The 18,016-nt window shown below is 58.3% G+C and carries 18 protein-coding genes and 1 riboswitch; of the genes, 4 read left to right on the top strand and 14 right to left on the bottom strand.

Annotated features, from left to right (window positions below):
* Window positions 1-54: 54 nt before the first annotated feature.
* From VF709_RS08930 to moaA, 6 genes are all read right to left on the bottom strand, one after another.
* On the bottom strand, window positions 55-762 hold the full coding sequence (locus tag VF709_RS08930; protein WP_014831151.1) for a Bax inhibitor-1/YccA family protein: 708 nt from the start codon (window positions 760-762) through the stop codon (window positions 55-57).
* Window positions 763-820: 58 nt separating this feature from the next.
* The gene (gene moaE, locus VF709_RS08925; protein WP_013097490.1) at window positions 821-1,273 is read right to left on the bottom strand and encodes a molybdopterin synthase catalytic subunit MoaE; all 453 of its coding nucleotides are present in this window, start codon (window positions 1,271-1,273) and stop codon (window positions 821-823) included.
* 1 nt (window position 1,274) lies between these two features.
* A complete protein-coding gene (gene moaD / locus VF709_RS08920) occupies window positions 1,275-1,520 on the bottom strand; it encodes a molybdopterin synthase sulfur carrier subunit (RefSeq protein ID WP_013097491.1) in 246 nt (81 codons plus the stop codon).
* The gene (gene moaC, locus VF709_RS08915) at window positions 1,513-1,998 is read right to left on the bottom strand and encodes a cyclic pyranopterin monophosphate synthase MoaC (RefSeq protein WP_440231298.1); all 486 of its coding nucleotides are present in this window, start codon (window positions 1,996-1,998) and stop codon (window positions 1,513-1,515) included. The genes moaD and moaC overlap by 8 nt, the downstream gene beginning before the upstream one ends.
* Before the next feature lie 3 nt (window positions 1,999-2,001).
* Window positions 2,002-2,514, bottom strand: coding sequence for a molybdenum cofactor biosynthesis protein B (moaB, locus tag VF709_RS08910; protein ID WP_013097493.1), 513 nt, complete (start codon window positions 2,512-2,514; stop codon window positions 2,002-2,004).
* 24 nt (window positions 2,515-2,538) lie between these two features.
* The gene (gene moaA / locus VF709_RS08905; protein ID WP_013097494.1) at window positions 2,539-3,528 is read right to left on the bottom strand and encodes a GTP 3',8-cyclase MoaA; all 990 of its coding nucleotides are present in this window, start codon (window positions 3,526-3,528) and stop codon (window positions 2,539-2,541) included.
* Window positions 3,516-3,650, bottom strand: a riboswitch (molybdenum cofactor riboswitch). (Overlaps the previous gene by 13 nt.)
* Window positions 3,651-3,876: 226 nt before the next feature.
* Between moaA and yvcK the strand changes: the two genes are divergently transcribed.
* Complete coding sequence (gene yvcK / locus VF709_RS08900) at window positions 3,877-4,785, top strand: uridine diphosphate-N-acetylglucosamine-binding protein YvcK (RefSeq protein ID WP_013097495.1); 909 nt, start codon at window positions 3,877-3,879, stop codon at window positions 4,783-4,785.
* A 74-nt stretch (window positions 4,786-4,859) separates the two neighbouring features.
* On the opposite strand, the gene uvrB is transcribed toward yvcK, so the two are convergent.
* Complete coding sequence (gene uvrB / locus VF709_RS08895; RefSeq protein ID WP_013097496.1) at window positions 4,860-6,875, bottom strand: excinuclease ABC subunit UvrB; 2,016 nt, start codon at window positions 6,873-6,875, stop codon at window positions 4,860-4,862.
* A 751-nt stretch (window positions 6,876-7,626) separates the two neighbouring features.
* Between uvrB and VF709_RS08890 the strand changes: the two genes are divergently transcribed.
* Complete coding sequence (locus tag VF709_RS08890) at window positions 7,627-8,349, top strand: ABC transporter ATP-binding protein (protein ID WP_149896564.1); 723 nt, start codon at window positions 7,627-7,629, stop codon at window positions 8,347-8,349.
* Here the strand turns inward: VF709_RS08890 and bioD are convergent.
* Genes bioD through bioB form a run of 4 tightly spaced genes read right to left on the bottom strand, consistent with a single transcriptional unit; the run spans window position 8,312 to window position 11,939 of the window.
* Window positions 8,312-9,013 carry a dethiobiotin synthase gene (gene bioD / locus VF709_RS08885; protein WP_072207891.1) on the bottom strand — a complete coding sequence of 234 codons (702 nt, stop codon included), beginning with the start codon at window positions 9,011-9,013 and terminating at the stop codon, window positions 8,312-8,314. The two genes, VF709_RS08890 and bioD, sit on opposite strands and share 38 nt — an antisense overlap.
* The gene (gene bioC / locus VF709_RS08880; protein WP_038986061.1) at window positions 9,006-9,761 is read right to left on the bottom strand and encodes a malonyl-ACP O-methyltransferase BioC; all 756 of its coding nucleotides are present in this window, start codon (window positions 9,759-9,761) and stop codon (window positions 9,006-9,008) included. Before bioC ends, bioD begins: the two co-directional genes overlap by 8 nt.
* Complete coding sequence (gene bioF / locus VF709_RS08875) at window positions 9,745-10,902, bottom strand: 8-amino-7-oxononanoate synthase (protein ID WP_440231294.1); 1,158 nt, start codon at window positions 10,900-10,902, stop codon at window positions 9,745-9,747. The genes bioC and bioF overlap by 17 nt, the downstream gene beginning before the upstream one ends.
* A complete protein-coding gene (gene bioB / locus VF709_RS08870; protein ID WP_014831141.1) occupies window positions 10,899-11,939 on the bottom strand; it encodes a biotin synthase BioB in 1,041 nt (346 codons plus the stop codon). The genes bioF and bioB overlap by 4 nt, the downstream gene beginning before the upstream one ends.
* 68 nt (window positions 11,940-12,007) lie before the next feature.
* Here bioB and bioA point away from each other — a divergent pair, with 68 nt between their 5' ends.
* Window positions 12,008-13,315 carry an adenosylmethionine--8-amino-7-oxononanoate transaminase gene (gene bioA / locus VF709_RS08865; protein WP_047024379.1) on the top strand — a complete coding sequence of 436 codons (1,308 nt, stop codon included), beginning with the start codon at window positions 12,008-12,010 and terminating at the stop codon, window positions 13,313-13,315.
* 48 nt (window positions 13,316-13,363) lie between these two features.
* Window positions 13,364-13,840: a kinase inhibitor gene (locus tag VF709_RS08860; protein ID WP_013097504.1), complete on the top strand. Its 477-nt coding sequence runs from the start codon at window positions 13,364-13,366 to the stop codon at window positions 13,838-13,840.
* Window positions 13,841-13,945: 105 nt separating this feature from the next.
* Here VF709_RS08860 and hutH read toward each other — a convergent pair whose 3' ends face one another.
* The 3 genes from hutH to VF709_RS08845 form a co-directional block, all read right to left on the bottom strand.
* Window positions 13,946-15,466, bottom strand: coding sequence for a histidine ammonia-lyase (gene hutH / locus VF709_RS08855; protein WP_149896562.1), 1,521 nt, complete (start codon window positions 15,464-15,466; stop codon window positions 13,946-13,948).
* The gene (gene hutU, locus VF709_RS08850; protein WP_029882491.1) at window positions 15,463-17,151 is read right to left on the bottom strand and encodes a urocanate hydratase; all 1,689 of its coding nucleotides are present in this window, start codon (window positions 17,149-17,151) and stop codon (window positions 15,463-15,465) included. Before hutU ends, hutH begins: the two co-directional genes overlap by 4 nt.
* 127 nt (window positions 17,152-17,278) lie before the next feature.
* Window positions 17,279-18,013, bottom strand: a complete 735-nt coding sequence (locus VF709_RS08845; protein ID WP_013097507.1) for a histidine utilization repressor — start codon at window positions 18,011-18,013, stop codon at window positions 17,279-17,281.
* Window positions 18,014-18,016 lie beyond the last annotated feature (3 nt).

The raw sequence follows: 18,016 nt of genomic DNA, 5'->3' as shown, positions 1-18,016 counted from the left end.
CCCTCTCCCACAGGGAGAGGGAGAAAACCGCACCGTTAGGGTGAGGGGCAGTATTTAACGACGGTTGCCGAAAATACGCAGCAGCATCAGGAACAGGTTGATGAAGTCCAGATACAGCGTCAGGGCGCCCAGAATTGAGTATTTACGCAGGTTGGAACTGTCACGCACGTCAATCTGCTCACCGATGTTTTTCAGCTTCTGGGTGTCGTAGGCGGTTAAGCCAACGAAAATCACCACCCCGATATAGGTCACCGCCCACATCAGCGCGTCGCTCTTCAGCCACAGGTTTACCAGCGACGCCAGCACAATCCCGATCAACCCCATGAATAGCATGTTGCCAAGACCGCTGAGGTCACGTTTGGTGGTGTAACCGTACAAGCTCATCACACCAAACATCCCGCCGGTGACCACAAAGGTGCTGGCGATGGAGGAATAGGTATAGACGATGAAAATGCTGGAAAGCGTCAGCCCCGTCAGTGCCGAATAGAGCATAAACAGGGTGGTCGCCATCCCGGCACTCAGCTTCTGTACCAGACCGGAGAGCACAAACACCAGTGCCAGTTGCGCAATGATCAGCCCAAAGAAGGTGATTTTGCTGGAAAAGATAAACATCATCAGTTCAGGGGTATTGGCCGCATACCACGCGATAAATGCGGTAAGCAGTAAGCCTACCGTCATCCAGCCATAAACCTGAGCCATATACGTCTGCAGGCCACTACGGGTCTGCTGTACTATCGAATCGGAACGCGGAAATCGGTCCATGATTCACTCCTGATTAAGTAGACACACACGTTAAGACTAACACATCCACATAAACCTGTTACCAACGGCTGGCGGCCTGTTTGTCGCTGTCGCGCGATTCAACCCACCGCTCCCCCTCCGGCGTCGCTTCACGTTTCCAGAACGGGGCTTTGGTTTTCAGATAATCCATGATGAACTCCCCGGCGGCAAACGCGCTGCCGCGATGGGCGCTGGTCACCCCCACGAAAACGATCTCCTCGCCCGGCCACATCTCACCGATGCGGTGGATAACTGTCACACGCCCGAGCGGCCAGCGGCCTCGCGCCTCTTCGACGATCGCAGCCAGAGATTTCTCGGTCATGCCCGGATAGTGTTCCAGCGTCAGCGCTTTTACGCTGTCGCCAAGGTTATGGTTACGCACTTTACCGGTGAAGGTCACAACAGCACCGTCTTCATCGCGCTCTGCCAGCCAGTGATATTCCGTACCGACATTAAAGCGCTCAGGGCTAACCAGAATTCGCGTATCAGCCATCTTAACCCCCCGTCACCGGTGGGAAGAAGGCCACTTCATCACCTGCCGCCAGCGGATGGGTAAACTCCACCAGCGTCTGGTTGACGGCGGCCAGAAGCTTCCCTTCATCCAGCGCCAGCGCCCAACGGTCGCTTTGCGCCGCCAGATGCGCACGCAGTGCGGCAACGTCTTTAAACGTCGCTTCCAGCGTCAGGCTGTCGGTATTCACCAGTTCACGCACCTGGGCAAAAAAGAGCACCTTAATCATGGCTGTCCACCTTAAAATCACCGGATTTGCCGCCGCTTTTCGCCAGCAGACGAACCGTGCCAATCACCATATCTTTCTGCACCGCTTTGCACATATCGTAGATGGTCAGCGCGGCAACGGACGCCGCCGTCAGCGCTTCCATCTCCACGCCCGTTTTACCGGTTAAACGACACAGCGATTCGATGCGCACGCGGTTGTGCTCTGGCTGGGCCTGAAGATTGACCTCCACCTTGCTGAGCATCAGCGGGTGGCAGAGCGGAATTAAGTCCCAGGTACGTTTCGCCGCCTGGATCCCGGCGATGCGGGCAGTGGCAAAGACATCACCCTTATGGTGGCTGCCGTCGATAATCATCGCCAGGGTGCCTGGCAGCATGGTAACGAACGCTTCGGCACGCGCCTCGCGGACCGTTTCGGCCTTGGCAGAAACGTCCACCATATGCGCTTCGCCAGCGGCGTTAATGTGGGTCAGTTGCGACATAGCTTATTTCTTTAAATGGGGATGAAAATTACACGGACGGGTACGGGCATCCAGCTGCGGGGCGATAATGTTATCCCACGCGGTGCGGCAGGCTTTGGTCGAGCCCGGCATGGCGAATATCAGTGTGTTGTTCGCCATGCCCGCCACCGCACGTGACTGCAGCGTCGAGGTACCAATCTCTTCAAACGACAGCATGCGAAACACTTCGCCGAAGCCTTCTACCTCGCGGTCGAACAGCGGGATAAGCGCCTCTGGCGCCTGGTCGCCTGCGGTAAAACCGGTGCCGCCGGTGATCAACACCACCTGCACTTCATCGCTGGCAATCCACTGGGAGACCTGTGCGCGTATGGCATAGCGGTTCTCTTTGACGATCGCTTTATCGACGATCTTATGCCCGGCGTCATGGGCGGCTTCGCGCAGCCAGTGGCCGGAGGTGTCATCCTCTTCGCCACGACGGTCGGAAACGGTAAGGATGGCAATACGTGTCGGGATAAATTCCGCGCTGACCTGACTCATCTTCTGGTTCCTTCTTAAGCCTGATTACCCGCCAATGTATGACAGGTTCTGAGTAATGCCGGTGTTGCCCTGATGCAGGAAGTGGGTCTGTTTTTTATGCGTCAGCGCCTCAGAAATACGCGCTTCCAACGCGGTCTGTTGCGCATCGTCTTCCAGCAGATCGCGAAGGTTAACGCCGCCATCCCCGAACAGACAGAGATGCAGTTTGCCCACCGAGGAGACGCGCAGGCGGTTACAGCTGGCGCAGAAATCTTTCTCGTAAGGCATGATAAGCCCAATCTCCCCTTCGTAATCCGGGTGACAAAAGACCTGCGCCGGGCCGTCGCTGCGCTGGCGGATCTGGTGGATCCAGCCGCGTTTAAGCAGCTCATCGCGCAACACCATGCCGGAGATGTGATGGCGGCGGAACAGCTCGCTGCCCTCGCCCGTCTCCATGAGTTCAATAAACCGCAGTTGAATGGGGCGGGATTTGATCCACGCCAGGAAGGTATCCAGCTGATGATGGTTTACATCACGCATCAGTACGGTGTTGACTTTGACCTTATCGAACCCGGCGGTAAACGCGGCATCAATACCGTCCATCACCTGCTGGAATTTATCCTGGCCGGTAATGGCATGAAACTGACGGGCATCCAGGCTGTCCACGCTGACGTTAATGGCCGTTAAGCCCGCATCACGCCAGGTTGCGACATCGCGCGCCATGCGGTAGCCATTGGTGGTCACCGCAATCTGACGGATGCGTTCGTTTTCACGCACGGCGGCAATAATGTCGGGGAAGTCACGGCGCAGCGAAGGTTCTCCGCCGGTCAGACGCACTTTTTCCGTGCCGAGTGCCGAGAACGCGCGCGTAACGCGGCGAACTTCATCCACGGAGAGAAAGCCGTTATTGGTGACGCTGCCCGGTTTGTAGCCGTCGGGCAGACAGTAGGTGCAACGGAAGTTGCACACATCGGTAATCGACAGACGTAAGTAGTAAAACTTACGCGCGAAAGCATCAGTAAGTTGTGAAGCCATGTACACCTTTCCAGATACGGGAGGCACAGTCATTTCTTTCTGTACCCTGGTGGCATAGTTGCCACGGCCAGGGCGCCATATCTTTCGACACAGGCACCAGGGCTAGAGTGTATGTTTTCAAATTTGAAAACGTGGTTATGGCGATAGTAGCGCGTAAATCACCCTTTCGCCATTACCGCTTAACGCTATATAAACATGTATATAGCGACCTGATCGTGCATTTTCGTTACAGAATACGCCAAAACAGCAGATTCGCATTGATATACGTCATTTTGCCCTGGCTGAGGCATCGTCTTTTAGGGGTAGTTAGGTTACTGTTACGCAGATCGAACGTGATAAGGAATAGGTATGCGCAATCGCACTTTTGCGGATCTTGACCGGGTGGTGGCACTGGGTGGAGGCCATGGTCTGGGCCGGGTGATGTCCTCTTTGTCATCCCTTGGCTCAAGACTGACAGGGATAGTAACAACAACGGATAACGGCGGATCGACGGGGCGGATCCGACGCGCAGAAGGCGGCATTGCCTGGGGCGATATGCGTAACTGCCTGAACCAGTTAATTACCGAACCGAGCGTCGCCTCGGCGATGTTTGAGTACCGTTTTGGCGGTAACGGGGAACTTTCCGGGCATAACCTTGGAAATTTGATGCTTAAAGCGCTGGATCACCTGAGCGTGCGCCCGCTGGAAGCGATCAATCTCATCCGCAATCTGCTCAAAGTGGATGCGTTCCTAATCCCGATGTCTGAACAACCGGTCGATTTAATGGCCATCGACGTGGAAGGCCATGAAGTGTACGGCGAAGTGAATATTGATCAGCTTACGCTGCCGCCGAAAGAGCTGATGACTTACCCGGCCGTTCCCGCCACGCGCGAAGCGGTTGAGGCCATCGCCGAGGCGGATTTGATCCTGATTGGCCCGGGCAGTTTTTACACCAGCCTGATGCCGATTTTACTGGTGAAAGAGCTGGCGCAGGCCCTGCGCAGAACGCCCGCCCCGATGGTGTACATCGGTAATTTAGGTCGCGAATTGAGTCCGGCAGCGGCCAGCCTGTCGCTGGCGGATAAACTGGAGCTGATGGAGCAGTACGTCGGTAAAAAAATCATCGACGGTGTTGTGGTCGGGCCGAAAGTGGATGTGACGGGCATTGGCGATCGCGTGGTGGTGCAGGAGCCGCTGGAGGCCAGCGATATCAAATACCGTCATGACCGTCACTTGTTGCGTGACGCGCTGGAGAAGGCGATTCAGGAGTTGGGTTAGGCTCGTTTTGTGCGGCCTGATGCCCTCATCCTGGCCCTCTCCCACAGGGAGAGGGCGAAAACACGCTGCTTTACCTAAGATGCGGCGATGAAAAGATCCCGCAGCTGATGCAGCTGGTCGCGAATTTGCGCTGCCTCTTCGAACTCCAGGTTCTGGGCGTGCTGCATCATCTGCGCTTCCAGCTCGTGGATTTTCTGCTGCAGCGCTTTCGGCGTCAGCGCGACGGTATCTTCCTCCACCACGGAACGCGCCTTGCCGCGTCCTTTCGCTTTGGTCTTCGCAATGTTCTGACCCAGGGCCAGAATATCCACCACCTTCTTGTTCAGACCCTGCGGCGTAATGCCATGCTCTTCGTTGTAGCGCTGCTGTTTCTCGCGACGGCGTTCCGTTTCGCCAATCGCTTTCGCCATCGACGGGGTGATTTTATCGCCGTAGAGAATCGCTTTACCGTTGACGTTACGCGCGGCGCGGCCAATGGTCTGGATCAGCGAGCGCTCAGAACGCAGGAAGCCCTCTTTGTCGGCGTCGAGGATTGCCACCAGCGAGACTTCCGGCATATCCAGACCCTCTCGCAACAGGTTGATCCCCACCAGCACGTCAAACTCGCCCAGACGCAGGTCGCGGATAATTTCCATACGCTCCACGGTATCGATATCCGAGTGTAGATAACGCACCTTCTCGCCGTGTTCTTCCAGATATTCGGTCAGGTCTTCCGCCATACGTTTGGTCAACGTGGTGACCAGCACGCGCTCGTTGATTGCCGAACGGGCGCGGATCTCGGAGAGCAGATCGTCCACCTGAGTCGCAACCGGACGGACTTCGATCACCGGATCCAGCAGCCCTGTCGGACGAACCACCTGGTCAACCACCTCATCGCCCGATTTCTCCAGCTCGTAGTTGCCCGGCGTCGCCGAAACGTAAATGGTTTGCGGTGCCAGCGCTTCAAACTCTTCAAACTTCATCGGACGGTTGTCCAGCGCCGACGGCAGACGGAAGCCGTACTCAACCAGCGTCTCTTTACGCGCGCGGTCACCGCGATACATCCCGCCGATCTGCGGGATCGTGACGTGGGATTCGTCGATCACCAGTAACCCGTCCGCCGGAAGGTAGTCAAACAACGTCGGCGGCGGCTCGCCCGGCCCACGGCCAGAGAGGAAACGGGAGTAGTTTTCGATGCCGGAGCAGTAGCCCAGCTCGTTCATCATCTCCAGATCGAACTGGGTACGCTGGCTCAGGCGTTGCTCTTCCAGCAGCTTATTGTTCGCCAGCAGCACCTTACGGCGTTCCGCCAGCTCCTCTTTGATCTCTTCCATCGCCTGCACAATACGCTCGCGTGGCGTTACGTAGTGCGTTTTCGGGTAGATGGTGTAACGCTGAATAACGGACTCGACGTGGCCGGTGAGCGGGTCGAACAGCGACAGGCGTTCCACCTCTTCGTCAAACAGCTCAACGCGCAGGGCAATGTCGTCCGATTCCGCCGGGAAGATGTCGATAACCTCGCCGCGCACGCGGAACGTACCGCGCTGGAACGCCTGGTCGTTACGGGTGTACTGCAGCTCCGCCAGTCGGCGCAAAATCGCGCGCTGATCGATGATCATCCCCTGCGTCAGGTGCAGCATCATCTTGAGGTAGAGATCCGGGTCGCCCAGACCGTAGATGGCAGACACCGATGCGACCACCACCACATCACGACGCTCCAGCAGCGCCTTCGTCGCCGAGAGACGCATCTGCTCAATGTGTTCGTTCACCGAGGCATCTTTCTCGATGAAAGTGTCAGAGCTCGGCACATAGGCTTCTGGCTGGTAGTAATCGTAATACGAGACGAAATACTCGACGGCATTCTCCGGGAAGAACTCTTTCATCTCGCCATACAGCTGCGCCGCCAGCGTTTTGTTGGGCGCCAGCACCATGGTGGGGCGTTGCAGATCCGCAATGACGTTGGCGATGGTGAAGGTTTTACCCGAACCGGTCACCCCCAGCAACGTCTGGTGTGCCAGCCCATCTTCCAGCCCCTCTTCAAGACGACGGATCGCCTCAGGCTGGTCGCCAGAAGGACGGAAAGCAGAATTCAGTTTGAACGGTTTACTCATGGGCGACAACCTGGTGATGTAAAAAGCGGCAGGTGAGTAATTTTACTCGTTGTGGCCAGGAATGCCAGTAAAAAACACTGGATGTAAAACCAGTAGCGTGTCACGATATTTAGCATAGCACCCGAAGGATTAGCGTATTCCCGGTCAAAATTTCGACTGAGACGACATAAAACACCAGCCCTACCCGGTTATCCCCAGAACATTTTCATTTTTAACATTTGTCAAGCCAGGTAATGGTAGTTTTATGGTAACCGGTGACACTTTTATGACGGCAATTGATTTTATCTAACCAGTTAAATCTTAAAGGATATTTTCCAGAGCCGCGTTTCGCGTCAATTTGGGCGTAACCCGCGTCTTCTCTCGCTTATCGCGTGTTTTCTAACTCTAATGCACATGGTTATCCACAGGAATAGTGGATAACTGCGTCCAGCCCATACAGACTGCCGCTCAGCAAATTCCCGGTTTTTCCCACGAGGCGGTGACAAAAAATTTTTATCGTTAATTTTTGCCAATCAACCGTTGCGTTATTCATAACCAACCAATGAGATCTTGCTCACAATTCAGCCATTTCAGTCCCTGCACCACCGCTAACAGTTCTGGCACTGAGACAGTGCAATCAGCTTATCGATCCGTCGTTTTGCGACGGCATTATCCTAAAAAAGCCTCTTTTTTAATCAGTTCAACGGTTCTGGCAGGAGATTTGCAGATTCATTAACGAGCCTCACCCACATACATTTTTAAGGAGAGAAAGATGTTGAGTCTGCGTGCAGTCAATCAGTTTTACGGAAACCAACATACGCTATGGAATGTCGATTTGGATTTACCGCAGGGCTTATGCACAGGGGTGATTGGCCTGCCCGGCATGGGAAAAACCACCCTCATCAACTGCATCACCGGCGCGTTACCGGTGCAGAGCGGCACCATCATCTGGCACGAAGCCGGTGCCCCGCCCTGTGATTTACTGCGTCAGGCACCGGATCAACGCGCGCTGCCGGGGATTGGCTACGTGCCTCAGGACCGACGGATTTTTTCGCAACTGACTATTGAGGAAAACTTGCACATCGCCATGCGGGCGACAGGGGCAACGGACACGCGCGCAAAAAGCGATGTCTATGACCTGTTCCCGCAGCTGTGGGCGCTGCGACAGATTCGGGCGAACGGGCTCTCCCCGGACGATCAGTATCAGCTGGCGCTGGCTAACGCGCTGGTCAACCGACCGCGGGTATTGATTCTGGATGAGCCGCTGCAGGGCGCAGGGTACAGCTTTGCTCAGAAGCTGGGCCATCTGCTGGCGAGGCTTAATCGTGAGCTGGGGATGACGGTGTTATTAGCCGAGCAGCAACTGTCGTTTATCCGCCGGGTAGTGGATCGCTTCTGTATGCTGTATCGCGGGCGTAACGTGGCCCAGGGCCACGTTACCGAGCTGGATGACGAGCTTATTGCCCACTGGATGTCGCGGGAAGCAAGGCACTGAGGTCGAGGTAATGTCCGGTGTCGGCGTGCTCAGCACCGTCCGCAAGCCATGGGATCTCCCCAAGGAACGGCGCGGGAAGCACTTGCCTGAGCGTGGCCAGATACTCCTGATGACGCTTACCGGGTGCGACCACGTCGTTGGCTATCCAGCCCGCCAGACGCAGCCCGGCCTGCTGAACGGCCTGTGCCGTTAACATGGCGTGGTTGATACAGCCGAGCTTCACCCCGACCACGAGGATCACCGGAAGCTGCTCGCGCTGGACCCAGTCCGCAAACGTCAGTTCGTCCGACAGCGGCGTAAACCACCCTCCTGCGCCTTCCACCAGCACCCAGTCAGCCTGGCGCTCCAGTGCGCGCAGGCCGTCCGAGAGCACGGAAAACGCGATGGGGCGGCCTTCGTCGGCGCTGATAATGTGCGGCGACGTCGGCTCGGCAAAGGTATAAGGATTCACCGCCGCATAGTCCAGCGGCAGCGTGCTGTTACGCTGCAGCGCCAGCGCGTCGGTGTTGCGTAACCCCTGTGCCGTCATCTCACTTCCGGAGGCGACGGGCTTGTACCCGGCGGTGGTTTTGCCCTGCAGACGAGCCGCCTGCAACAGCGCGGAACTGGCCACCGTTTTACCCACTTCGGTATCCGTTCCGGTGACAAAATAACGTTCAGTCACGTTCGATAATCCCATGAAAGAGTTGATAAGAGAGCGGGAAAGTGCCCCGCCGCTGTGGCCAGGCCAGCTCCAGGCGCTGCAACTGCCCGCGCGTGAGCGGTTTTCTCTCGCGCCCGGCATGCAGATGCGTAGCGCCAATGCCCTTCAGCGAGCGCATGGCGCTGAACGCATCGCTAAAGTTCAGCGTGATGGTCTGCACCTGGCTGCGAAAGCGCCAGCCCGTCAGCGCGTCCGTCACCTGTTCATACGCTAAAAAGCGGTTGGCGTGCGGCTGTTCGTCTACCGCTTTCCATGCCTGATTCAGCTCGGGCAGCGAGCTTTCCAGCAGGGTGGTAAAGGCCACCTTTCCGCCCGGACGCGCCACGCGATACAGCTCGTTTAACGCCTGCGAAAGGCTACTGCACCACTGTACCGCCAGGTGACTCCACACCAGATCGAACTGCGCATCCGGCAGCGGAAGCGACTCAATATCGCCAGTCAGATAGCGGTCAGCCGCCTGTTGCTGTCGCGCCTCGTCCAGCATCTGCTCAGAGAGATCGAGTGCGGTGACGTGGCTTCCGGCGTCGCGCCAGTAGCGGCTGTTGCCGCCGGGGCCGCATCCGGCATCCAGTACGTACCGGAAACGACGCGCACCGAGTAGCTCAAGCAGCCCCTGAGCGCTCTGACGCTGAAGCTCATCATGCTGAGAATAACTGCGTGCAGCCCGGCCAAACGCCGCGGCAATGGCCTGTTTATTGACTGGCGACATGGAGAGCCTCCAGCAGTGCATCGATATCTTCTGCTTTGTGCGCCGCCGTCAGCGTCAAACGCAGACGCGCCGTACCCGGCGGCACGGTGGGCGGACGGATGGCCGTGACCCACATTCCCCGTTCGCGCAGCGTCTGTGCCAGCGTGAGCGCACGGCTGTTTTCCCCCACGATAACGGGCTGGATGGCGCTCTGCGAATCGGTGCTTTGGAAAGGAAGCCGATCCAGACCCTGACGGAAACGCTGAATCTGTTCTGCCAGACGCGCGCGCCGTTCAGCCCCCTCTTCACCGCGGATCACCTCCAGCGAGGCAGAGAGCGCCACCGCCTGCGCAGGCGGCATACTGGTGCTGTAAATCAGATGTCGGGCGAACTGCAACAGATAATCGGCGACGGACTCGCTGCACAGCACGGCGGCCCCGCTCACGCCAACGCCTTTGCCAAAGGTGACGATCAGCAGTTCCGGCTTCACGCCTTGCTGACTGGCGCTACCGCGACCGTCCTCACCCATCACGCCAATACCGTGGGCATCATCCACCAGCAGCCAGGCGTTTTGCTGTTTCGCAACGTCAGACAGCGCACGAAGCGGCGCGCTGTCGCCATCCATGCTAAACACCCCTTCCGTCACCACCAGCTGTTGTCCGGCACAGGGTTTATCCAGCAGCGTGGCGAGCGAAAGCGCATCGTTGTGGGCAAAGCGCCGCAGCTGTGCCGGGCTGAGACTCGCCGCCTCCAGCAAAGAGGCGTGGCTTAAGCGGTCCGCGGCGATACGATCGTCCTTGCCCATCAGCGCGGCAATCACCGCCTGATTGGCGGCAAAGCCGGAGATGAACAGCAGCGCGCGCGGATAGCCCAGCCAGTCGGCAAGGGTCTCTTCCAGCGCCTGATGCGCTGTCGTATAGCCGCTGACGTGCCCCGCCCCCCCGCTGCCCACGCCGTAGTGTTCCGCTCCCTGCTGCCAGGCGCGGACAATCGCCGGATGCTGGCTCAGGCCGAGATAATCATTGCTGGAAAAATTACAGTACTGCCGCCGGGCGTGGGTCAGAAAACGGCCTGCACCGTTTTCCACTACCCTGCGAACGCGAAAAGCATCCCGCGCCCGGCGCTCTTCCAGCGCGGATTGAATACGAGCCTGCCAGGTCATACGGATGCCGCGTTGTAGAACTGTTCGGTATCGGCGTTGAAAATCTGCTGCTCCAGCTGCTGCTGTTGCTCGTTATCTCCCGCCAGCACCTCGGTCTGATGCGGGTTCAGCCCCAGCTTGCGGAACAGCTGGACGTCTTTGTCCTCTTCCGGGTTCGGCGTGGTCAGCAGCTTGCAGCCGTAGAAGATGGAGTTAGCGCCAGCCATAAAGCACATCGCCTGCGTCTGCTCGTTCATCTGTTCGCGGCCCGCAGAAAGGCGGACGTATGAGGTTGGCATCATGATGCGCGCGACCGCGATGGTGCGGATAAAATCAAACGCATCGACATCCTCGTTATCCGCCAGTGGCGTGCCTTTGACCTTCACCAGCATGTTGATTGGCACGCTTTCCGGCGGGGTCGGCAGGTTCGCCAGTTGCAGCAGCAGACCGGCGCGATCTTTCACCGTCTCGCCCAGCCCCACAATCCCGCCCGAGCACACTTTGATGCCCGCTTCGCGCACTTTGTCCAGCGTATCCAGACGCTCCTGATAGGTACGGGTGGTGATGATGTTGCCGTAAAACTCTGGCGAGGTGTCGAGGTTGTGGTTGTAATAATCCAGCCCTGCAGCAGACAGGCGCTGCGCCTGCTCTTCGTTCAGCGTGCCGAGGGTCATGCAGGCTTCCAGCCCCATCTCTTTGACCCCTTTTACCATCTGCTCCAGGTACGGCATGTCGCGATCGTGCGGGTTTTTCCATGCCGCCCCCATGCAGAAACGGGTAGAGCCCGCGTTTTTCGCCTTACGCGCGGAGTCGAGCACCTGCTCCACTTCCATCAGACGTTCGGATTCCAGCCCGGTTTTATAGCGCGCGCTCTGCGGGCAATATTTGCAATCTTCCGGGCAGGCACCGGTCTTGATCGACAGCAGCGTACTGACCTGAACATGGCGCGGATCGAAGTGCTGACGATGCACCTGTTGGGCTTCGAACATCAGCTCCAGGAAAGGTTTATTGAATAATTCAGTGACTTGCGACATCGTCCAGCGTGCGTGGTGAGCCATGGGGCTTCTCCAAAGGGTTTTGTTAATTTTCGGTTCGGTTTATACTCGTAAACCTAAAACTTTTCAAAATGGTTTACAAGTCGATTATGACCCAGGACGATCTCGCCTTCGACCAGCAGCATATCTGGCACCCTTACACCTCCATGACCCGCCCGCTTCCGGTCTACCCAGTGGCCTCGGCCCACGGCTGCGAACTGCACCTTGCCAGCGGCGAGCCGCTTGTTGACGGTATGTCATCCTGGTGGGCGGCCATTCACGGGTACAACCACCCGCGTCTGAATGCCGCGATGAAAGCGCAGATCGAGCAGATGTCGCACGTGATGTTTGGCGGCATTACCCATCAACCGGCGGTTGATCTCTGCCGTCGTCTGGTGGCGATGACGCCCGATGCGCTGGAGTGCGTGTTCCTTGCCGACTCCGGCTCGGTGGCGGTGGAAGTGGCGATGAAAATGGCGCTGCAGTACTGGCATGCCAGGGGGGAATCCCGTCAGCGATTCCTGACCTTCCGCAACGGCTACCACGGCGATACCTTTGGCGCGATGTCGGTGTGCGATCCGGATAACTCCATGCACAGCCTGTGGAAGGGGTACCTGCCGGAAAACCTGTTTGCCCCGGCCCCGCAGAGCCGTTTCGACGGCGAGTGGAATGAAATGGACATGGTCGGCTTTGCGCGGCTGATGGCTGCCCACCGCCATGAGATTGCCGCCGTGATCCTCGAACCGATTGTTCAGGGTGCTGGTGGGATGCGCATGTACCATCCCGAGTGGTTAAAACGCATTCGTAAAATGTGTGACCGCGAGGGCATCCTGCTGATTGCCGATGAGATCGCCACCGGATTTGGCCGCACGGGTAAGCTGTTTGCCTGCGAACATGCGGATATCACACCGGATATCCTGTGCCTGGGGAAAGCGCTGACCGGCGGCACCATGACGCTCTCCGCCACCCTCACTACCCGTCAGGTGGCCGACACCATCAGCGACGGCGAAGCGGGCTGCTTTATGCATGGCCCGACTTTTATGGGCAATCCGCTGGCCTGCGCGGTGGCAAACGAAAGTCTCGCGATCCTGCAAAACGGCGAGTGGCAAACGCAGGTTGCGGCGATTGAGGCGCAGCTGAAAGAAGAGCTCAGTGCCGCCTCGGGGGCGAACTTCGTGGCGGACGTACGCGTGCTGGGTGCCATCGGCGTGATTGAGACCACCCATCCGGTGAATATGGCGGCATTGCAGCGCTTCTTTGTAGAGCGGGGTGTCTGGGTGCGGCCTTTCGGCAAACTTATCTACCTGATGCCACCGTATATCATCACGGCTGAACAGCTACGCACGTTAACCGCCGCGGTGGTTGAAGCCGTTAACATTCCGGCGCATTTCACGATTTGACCCTATGCGTTACACTTCCTGAACGAGTGAATAACGAGGGCAAACCGTATGAAAATCATCAGTAAAGATCTGCGCGACGGCGAAAAACTGCCTGAACGCCACGTCTTCAACGGGATGGGGTATCAGGGAGATAATATCTCTCCGCACCTGGCATGGGACGATGTGCCGGCGGGCACCAAAAGCTTTGTGGTCACCTGCTACGACCCGGATGCGCCAACCGGCTCCGGCTGGTGGCACTGGGTTGTGGCCAACCTGCCCGCCGATACGCGCGTTCTGCCGCAGGGTTCCGGCTCCGACCTGGTCGCCCTGCCGGAAGGCGCCATTCAGACGCGCACCGATTTTGGGAAAGCCGGTTACGGTGGCGCGGCGCCGCCTAAAGGAGAAACGCACCGCTATATCTTCACGGTTCACGCGCTGGATGTAGAGAAGATTGAGGTCGACGAAGGGGCGAGCGGCGCGATGGTAGGGTTTAATGTGCATTTCCATTCGCTGGAGAGCGCGTCGATTACGGCGATGTATTCGTAATTGTGCGGGGTGATGCCCTCACCCCGGCCCTCTCCCACAGGGAGAGGGAGAAAACCTGACAATTCCCTCTCCCTGTGGGAGAGGGTTAGGGTGAGGGGGAAAAAATCACAACACCGGCGGCAGCAACCCCACCAGACGCCCCTCTTCCAGAAGCTGCATCGCCTTATCAATATCCGGCGCAAAGAAGCGGTCATCATCGTAATGCGATACGTACTCACGCAGCGCATGACGTGCCTGCTCCAGCAGCGGGCTGGACTTCAGCCCTTCACGCAGATCGATCCCCTGACACGCCGCCAGCCATTCCACTGCCAGCACGCCACGGGTATTGGCGGCCATCTCCCACAGACGACGTCCGGCTGCCGGAGCCATTGAGACGTGGTCTTCCTGGTTGGCAGAGGTTGGCAGGCTGTCCACGCTGTGCGGATGCGACAGCGCTTTGTTTTCGCTCGCCAGCGCTGCGGCCGTCACCTGGGCAATCATAAAGCCTGAATTCACCCCGCCGTTGCGCACCAGGAACGGTGGCAGCTGGGACATATGCTTATCCATCATCAGCGCAATGCGCCGCTCGGACAACGCGCCCACTTCGGCAATCGCCAGCGCGATGTTATCCGCCGCCATCGCCACGGGCTCGGCGTGGAAGTTACCACCGGAGACCACTTCGTTTTCCTGGGCGAACACCAGCGGGTTATCGGACACCGCATTGGCTTCCACCAGCAGCACTTCTGCGGCCTGGCGCAGCTGCGTCAGACACGCGCCCATCACCTGCGGCTGACAGCGCAGCGAGTACGGATCCTGTACCTTGTCACAGTTATGGTGCGAATCAGCAATCTCACTGGTCTCCGTCAGCAGATGGCGATACATTGCGGCAGCGTCAATTTGCCCGCGCTGGCCACGTACGTCATGAATACGCGCGTCAAACGGACGACGCGAGCCCAGCACCGCCTCCGTGGTCAGCGCACCGCACACCACGGCCGAGGCGAACAGATCTTCGGCTTCAAACAGACCGCGCAGCGCAAAGGCCGTGGAGGCCTGCGTGCCGTTAAGCAGCGCCAGCCCCTCTTTTGCCGCAAGGGTGATTGGCGCTAATCCGGCCTTTTTCAGCGCCTCTTTTGCCGGGAGCCACTCTCCCTGCCAGCGCGCCTGACCTTCCCCCAACAACAGCAGCGACATATGCGCCAGCGGGGCGAGATCGCCGGAGGCGCCAACGGAGCCTTTGGCGGGGATCCACGGATAGACTTCCGCGTTCACCAGCGCTATCAGGGCCTGGATCACGCTCAGACGAATGCCGGAAAAGCCGCGCGCCAGACTGTTAATTTTGAGCACCATCATCAGACGGACAATCTCGTCGTCCAGCGGCTGGCCAACGCCTGCGGCATGGGAAAGCACCAGCGAACGCTGGAGATTTTCCAGATCGTGCGTGGCAATGCGCGTCTGCGCCAGCAGACCAAAACCGGTGTTGATACCGTAGGCGGTACGCCCTTCGGCAATAATGGCTTCAACGCAGGCCACGCTGTCGTTAATGGCGGCATGGGCGCTTTCATCCAGCGAAAGCGTGACCGGCTGACGCCAGACGTGACGCAGCTGTTTGAGCGTGAGCGAGCCGGGAGTGAGTGTTAACGCGTTCATTCATGCTTTCCTTGTGTGGCAGGGATCATCGGCAGGTTAAGTCCCTGCTCTGTGGCACATTCAATAGCAATCTCGTAACCCGCATCTGCGTGACGCATCACGCCGGTTGCCGGGTCGTTGTGCAGCACGCGTGCGATACGCGCGGCGGCTTCATCCGTTCCGTCACAGACGATAACCATCCCGGAATGCTGGGAGAAGCCCATCCCCACGCCGCCACCGTGGTGCAGCGATACCCAGGTCGCGCCGCTGGCGGTGTTGAGTAAGGCATTCAGCAGCGGCCAGTCGGAGACCGCGTCGGAGCCGTCGCGCATGGCTTCGGTTTCACGGTTCGGGCTGGCGACGGAGCCAGAATCCAGATGGTCGCGACCAATCACAATCGGGGCTGACACTTCGCCGCTACGCACCATTTCGTTAAAAGCCAGACCCAGCTTTTGCCGCCACTCCAGCCCAACCCAGCAGATACGCGCCGGCAAGCCCTGGAAGTTAATGCGCTCGCGGGCCATATCCAGCCAGTGGTGCAGGTGTTCATCGTCCGCGACAATTTCCTTCACTTTGGCATCGGTTTTGTAGATATCTTCCGGGTCGCCGGACAGGGCCACCCAGCGGAACGGACCGATACCGCGGCAGAACAGCGGACGAATATAGGCAGGGACAAATCCCGGAAAATCAAAGGCGTTGCTGACGCCCATCTCTTTTGCCATCTGGCGGATGTTGTTGCCGTAATCGAAGGTCGGAATGCCCATCTCGCTGAACGCCAGCATGGCGGAGACGTGTTCTGCCATCGAACGCTTAGCGGCCAGTACCGTGCCTTCAGGATCGGTTTCGGCTTTTTGCTGGTAGGCTTCCCACGTCCAGCCTTTTGGCAGATAACCGTGCAGCGGATCGTGGGCGCTGGTCTGGTCGGTGACGAGGTCAGGGCGAACGCCACGGGCCACGAGTTCCGGCAGGATCTCTGCCGCGTTGCCGCACAACGCTATCGATACCGCTTTACCTTCCGCGGTGTATTTTTTGATACGCGCCAGCGCGTCATCGAGGCTGTCGGCCTGTTCGTCAACATAGCGGGTACGCAGACGGAAATCGATGCGGCTCTGCTGGCACTCAATGTTCAGCGAGCAGGCGCCAGCCAGCGTCGCGGCCAGCGGCTGTGCACCGCCCATGCCACCCAGACCCGCGGTCAGTACCCAGCGGCCTTTCAGCGAGCCGTTGTAGTGCTGACGACCGGCTTCGACGAAGGTTTCATAGGTGCCCTGCACAATCCCCTGGCTGCCAATGTAGATCCAGCTACCCGCGGTCATCTGGCCATACATCGCCAGCCCTTTGGCATCCAGTTCGTTAAAGTGTTCCCAGGTCGCCCAGTGTGGGACCAGGTTGGAGTTGGCAATCAAAACGCGCGGCGCGTTTTTGTGGGTTTTAAACACGCCGACCGGCTTGCCGGATTGCACCAGCAGGGTTTCGTCGTGTTCCAGTTCGGTCAGGGCCTTAACAATGGCGTCATAGCACTCCCAGTTGCGCGCGGCGCGGCCAATGCCGCCGTACACCACCAGTTCGTGGGGGTTTTCCGCAACCTCAGGATCAAGGTTGTTCATCAACATGCGCAGTGGTGCTTCGGTGAGCCAGCTTTTGGCGGTAAGGGTGGTGCCGCGCGCGGCGCGGACATCCTGCTGACGGTATTTACCTGACGACATTGTGTGCTCCTCATACGGGACAGATGATGCATTTAGATATACTTGTATAGACAAGCACACACAAGGTCAGATTTAACAAAAATGATACAATTTTGTTATATTGCGTTAGCTATCACGCTTTTAAAACTTATGACATAAAGTGGCCCTGCAACCGATAGCGGCTACCGGGGAACAGCAGTCTTGCATGCGACACAATCTGCGCGGATGACCAGGTGCGGCGGCGGATCAGCAGGCAGGGATCGTGCTCTTTGATACGCAGCAGCTCGCACTCCTGCGGCGTCGCGCGCACCGCTTCCACAATGTGCTCCCCTTCCGTCAGCGGTGCGACAAGCGAGAGAAAGGCATGCGGCGTGGTTTGAGTGTAATCCTGGTCCAGATAGTCCGGTATCCGTTCGGCGTTTACGCAGCGATCCTCAATCTGCACCGGCACGTCATTTTCGAAATGCACCATTACGGAATGGAAGATCCGGGTTCCCTCCTTGACGTTCAGTACCGCAGCCTGCTCGGCACTGGCCTGCGTCTCTTCAAGCACCAGCACTTCGCAGTGGTGCTGATGGTTTCGCGACGCTATCTCGTCCGCAATGCTGCGGATTTCAAACAGCGCCGATTGTCCTTTCGGCTCCGCCACAAACGTCCCGACCCCCTGCAGGCGCACCAGCAGGCCTTCGTCGGTTAGCTCGCGTAACGCCCGATTGATGGTCATCCGGCTAAAACCAAACTGCGCCACCAGATCGGCTTCAGAGGGAATGCGGTCATGCGGCCGCCAGACGCCGGTGGCGATTTTTTCGCTGATCGTCTGCTTCACCTTTTCGTAGAAAGGCGCGGGAGAGCCGGACGGCGGCTGAGGTGAGCGTGAGAACATCGT

Source organism: Enterobacter sp. Lyrl_3 (assembly GCF_051948675.1).
Taxonomy (GTDB): Bacteria; Pseudomonadota; Gammaproteobacteria; order Enterobacterales; family Enterobacteriaceae; genus Enterobacter; species Enterobacter cloacae.
This window is presented reverse-complemented; position numbering and strand designations above follow the sequence as displayed.

Bases quoted from the DNA above. Each gene is read 5' to 3' on its own strand.
- VF709_RS08930 (WP_014831151.1), bottom strand. From the start codon at position 762: ATGGACCGATTTCCGCGTTCCGATTCGATAGTACAGCAGACCCGTAGT.
- moaE (WP_013097490.1), bottom strand. From the start codon at position 1,273: ATGGCTGATACGCGAATTCTGGTTAGCCCTGAGCGCTTTAATGTCGGT.
- moaD (WP_013097491.1), bottom strand. From the start codon at position 1,520: ATGATTAAGGTGCTCTTTTTTGCCCAGGTGCGTGAACTGGTGAATACC.
- moaC (WP_440231298.1), bottom strand. From the start codon at position 1,998: ATGTCGCAACTGACCCACATTAACGCCGCTGGCGAAGCGCATATGGTG.
- moaB (WP_013097493.1), bottom strand. From the start codon at position 2,514: ATGAGTCAGGTCAGCGCGGAATTTATCCCGACACGTATTGCCATCCTT.
- moaA (WP_013097494.1), bottom strand. From the start codon at position 3,528: ATGGCTTCACAACTTACTGATGCTTTCGCGCGTAAGTTTTACTACTTA.
- yvcK (WP_013097495.1), top strand. From the start codon at position 3,877: ATGCGCAATCGCACTTTTGCGGATCTTGACCGGGTGGTGGCACTGGGT.
- uvrB (WP_013097496.1), bottom strand. From the start codon at position 6,875: ATGAGTAAACCGTTCAAACTGAATTCTGCTTTCCGTCCTTCTGGCGAC.
- VF709_RS08890 (WP_149896564.1), top strand. From the start codon at position 7,627: ATGTTGAGTCTGCGTGCAGTCAATCAGTTTTACGGAAACCAACATACG.
- bioC (WP_038986061.1), bottom strand. From the start codon at position 9,761: ATGTCGCCAGTCAATAAACAGGCCATTGCCGCGGCGTTTGGCCGGGCT.
- bioF (WP_440231294.1), bottom strand. From the start codon at position 10,902: ATGACCTGGCAGGCTCGTATTCAATCCGCGCTGGAAGAGCGCCGGGCG.
- bioB (WP_014831141.1), bottom strand. From the start codon at position 11,939: ATGGCTCACCACGCACGCTGGACGATGTCGCAAGTCACTGAATTATTC.
- bioA (WP_047024379.1), top strand. From the start codon at position 12,008: ATGGTTTACAAGTCGATTATGACCCAGGACGATCTCGCCTTCGACCAG.
- VF709_RS08860 (WP_013097504.1), top strand. From the start codon at position 13,364: ATGAAAATCATCAGTAAAGATCTGCGCGACGGCGAAAAACTGCCTGAA.
- hutH (WP_149896562.1), bottom strand. From the start codon at position 15,466: ATGAACGCGTTAACACTCACTCCCGGCTCGCTCACGCTCAAACAGCTG.
- hutU (WP_029882491.1), bottom strand. From the start codon at position 17,151: ATGTCGTCAGGTAAATACCGTCAGCAGGATGTCCGCGCCGCGCGCGGC.
- VF709_RS08845 (WP_013097507.1), bottom strand. From the start codon at position 18,013: ATGTTCTCACGCTCACCTCAGCCGCCGTCCGGCTCTCCCGCGCCTTTC.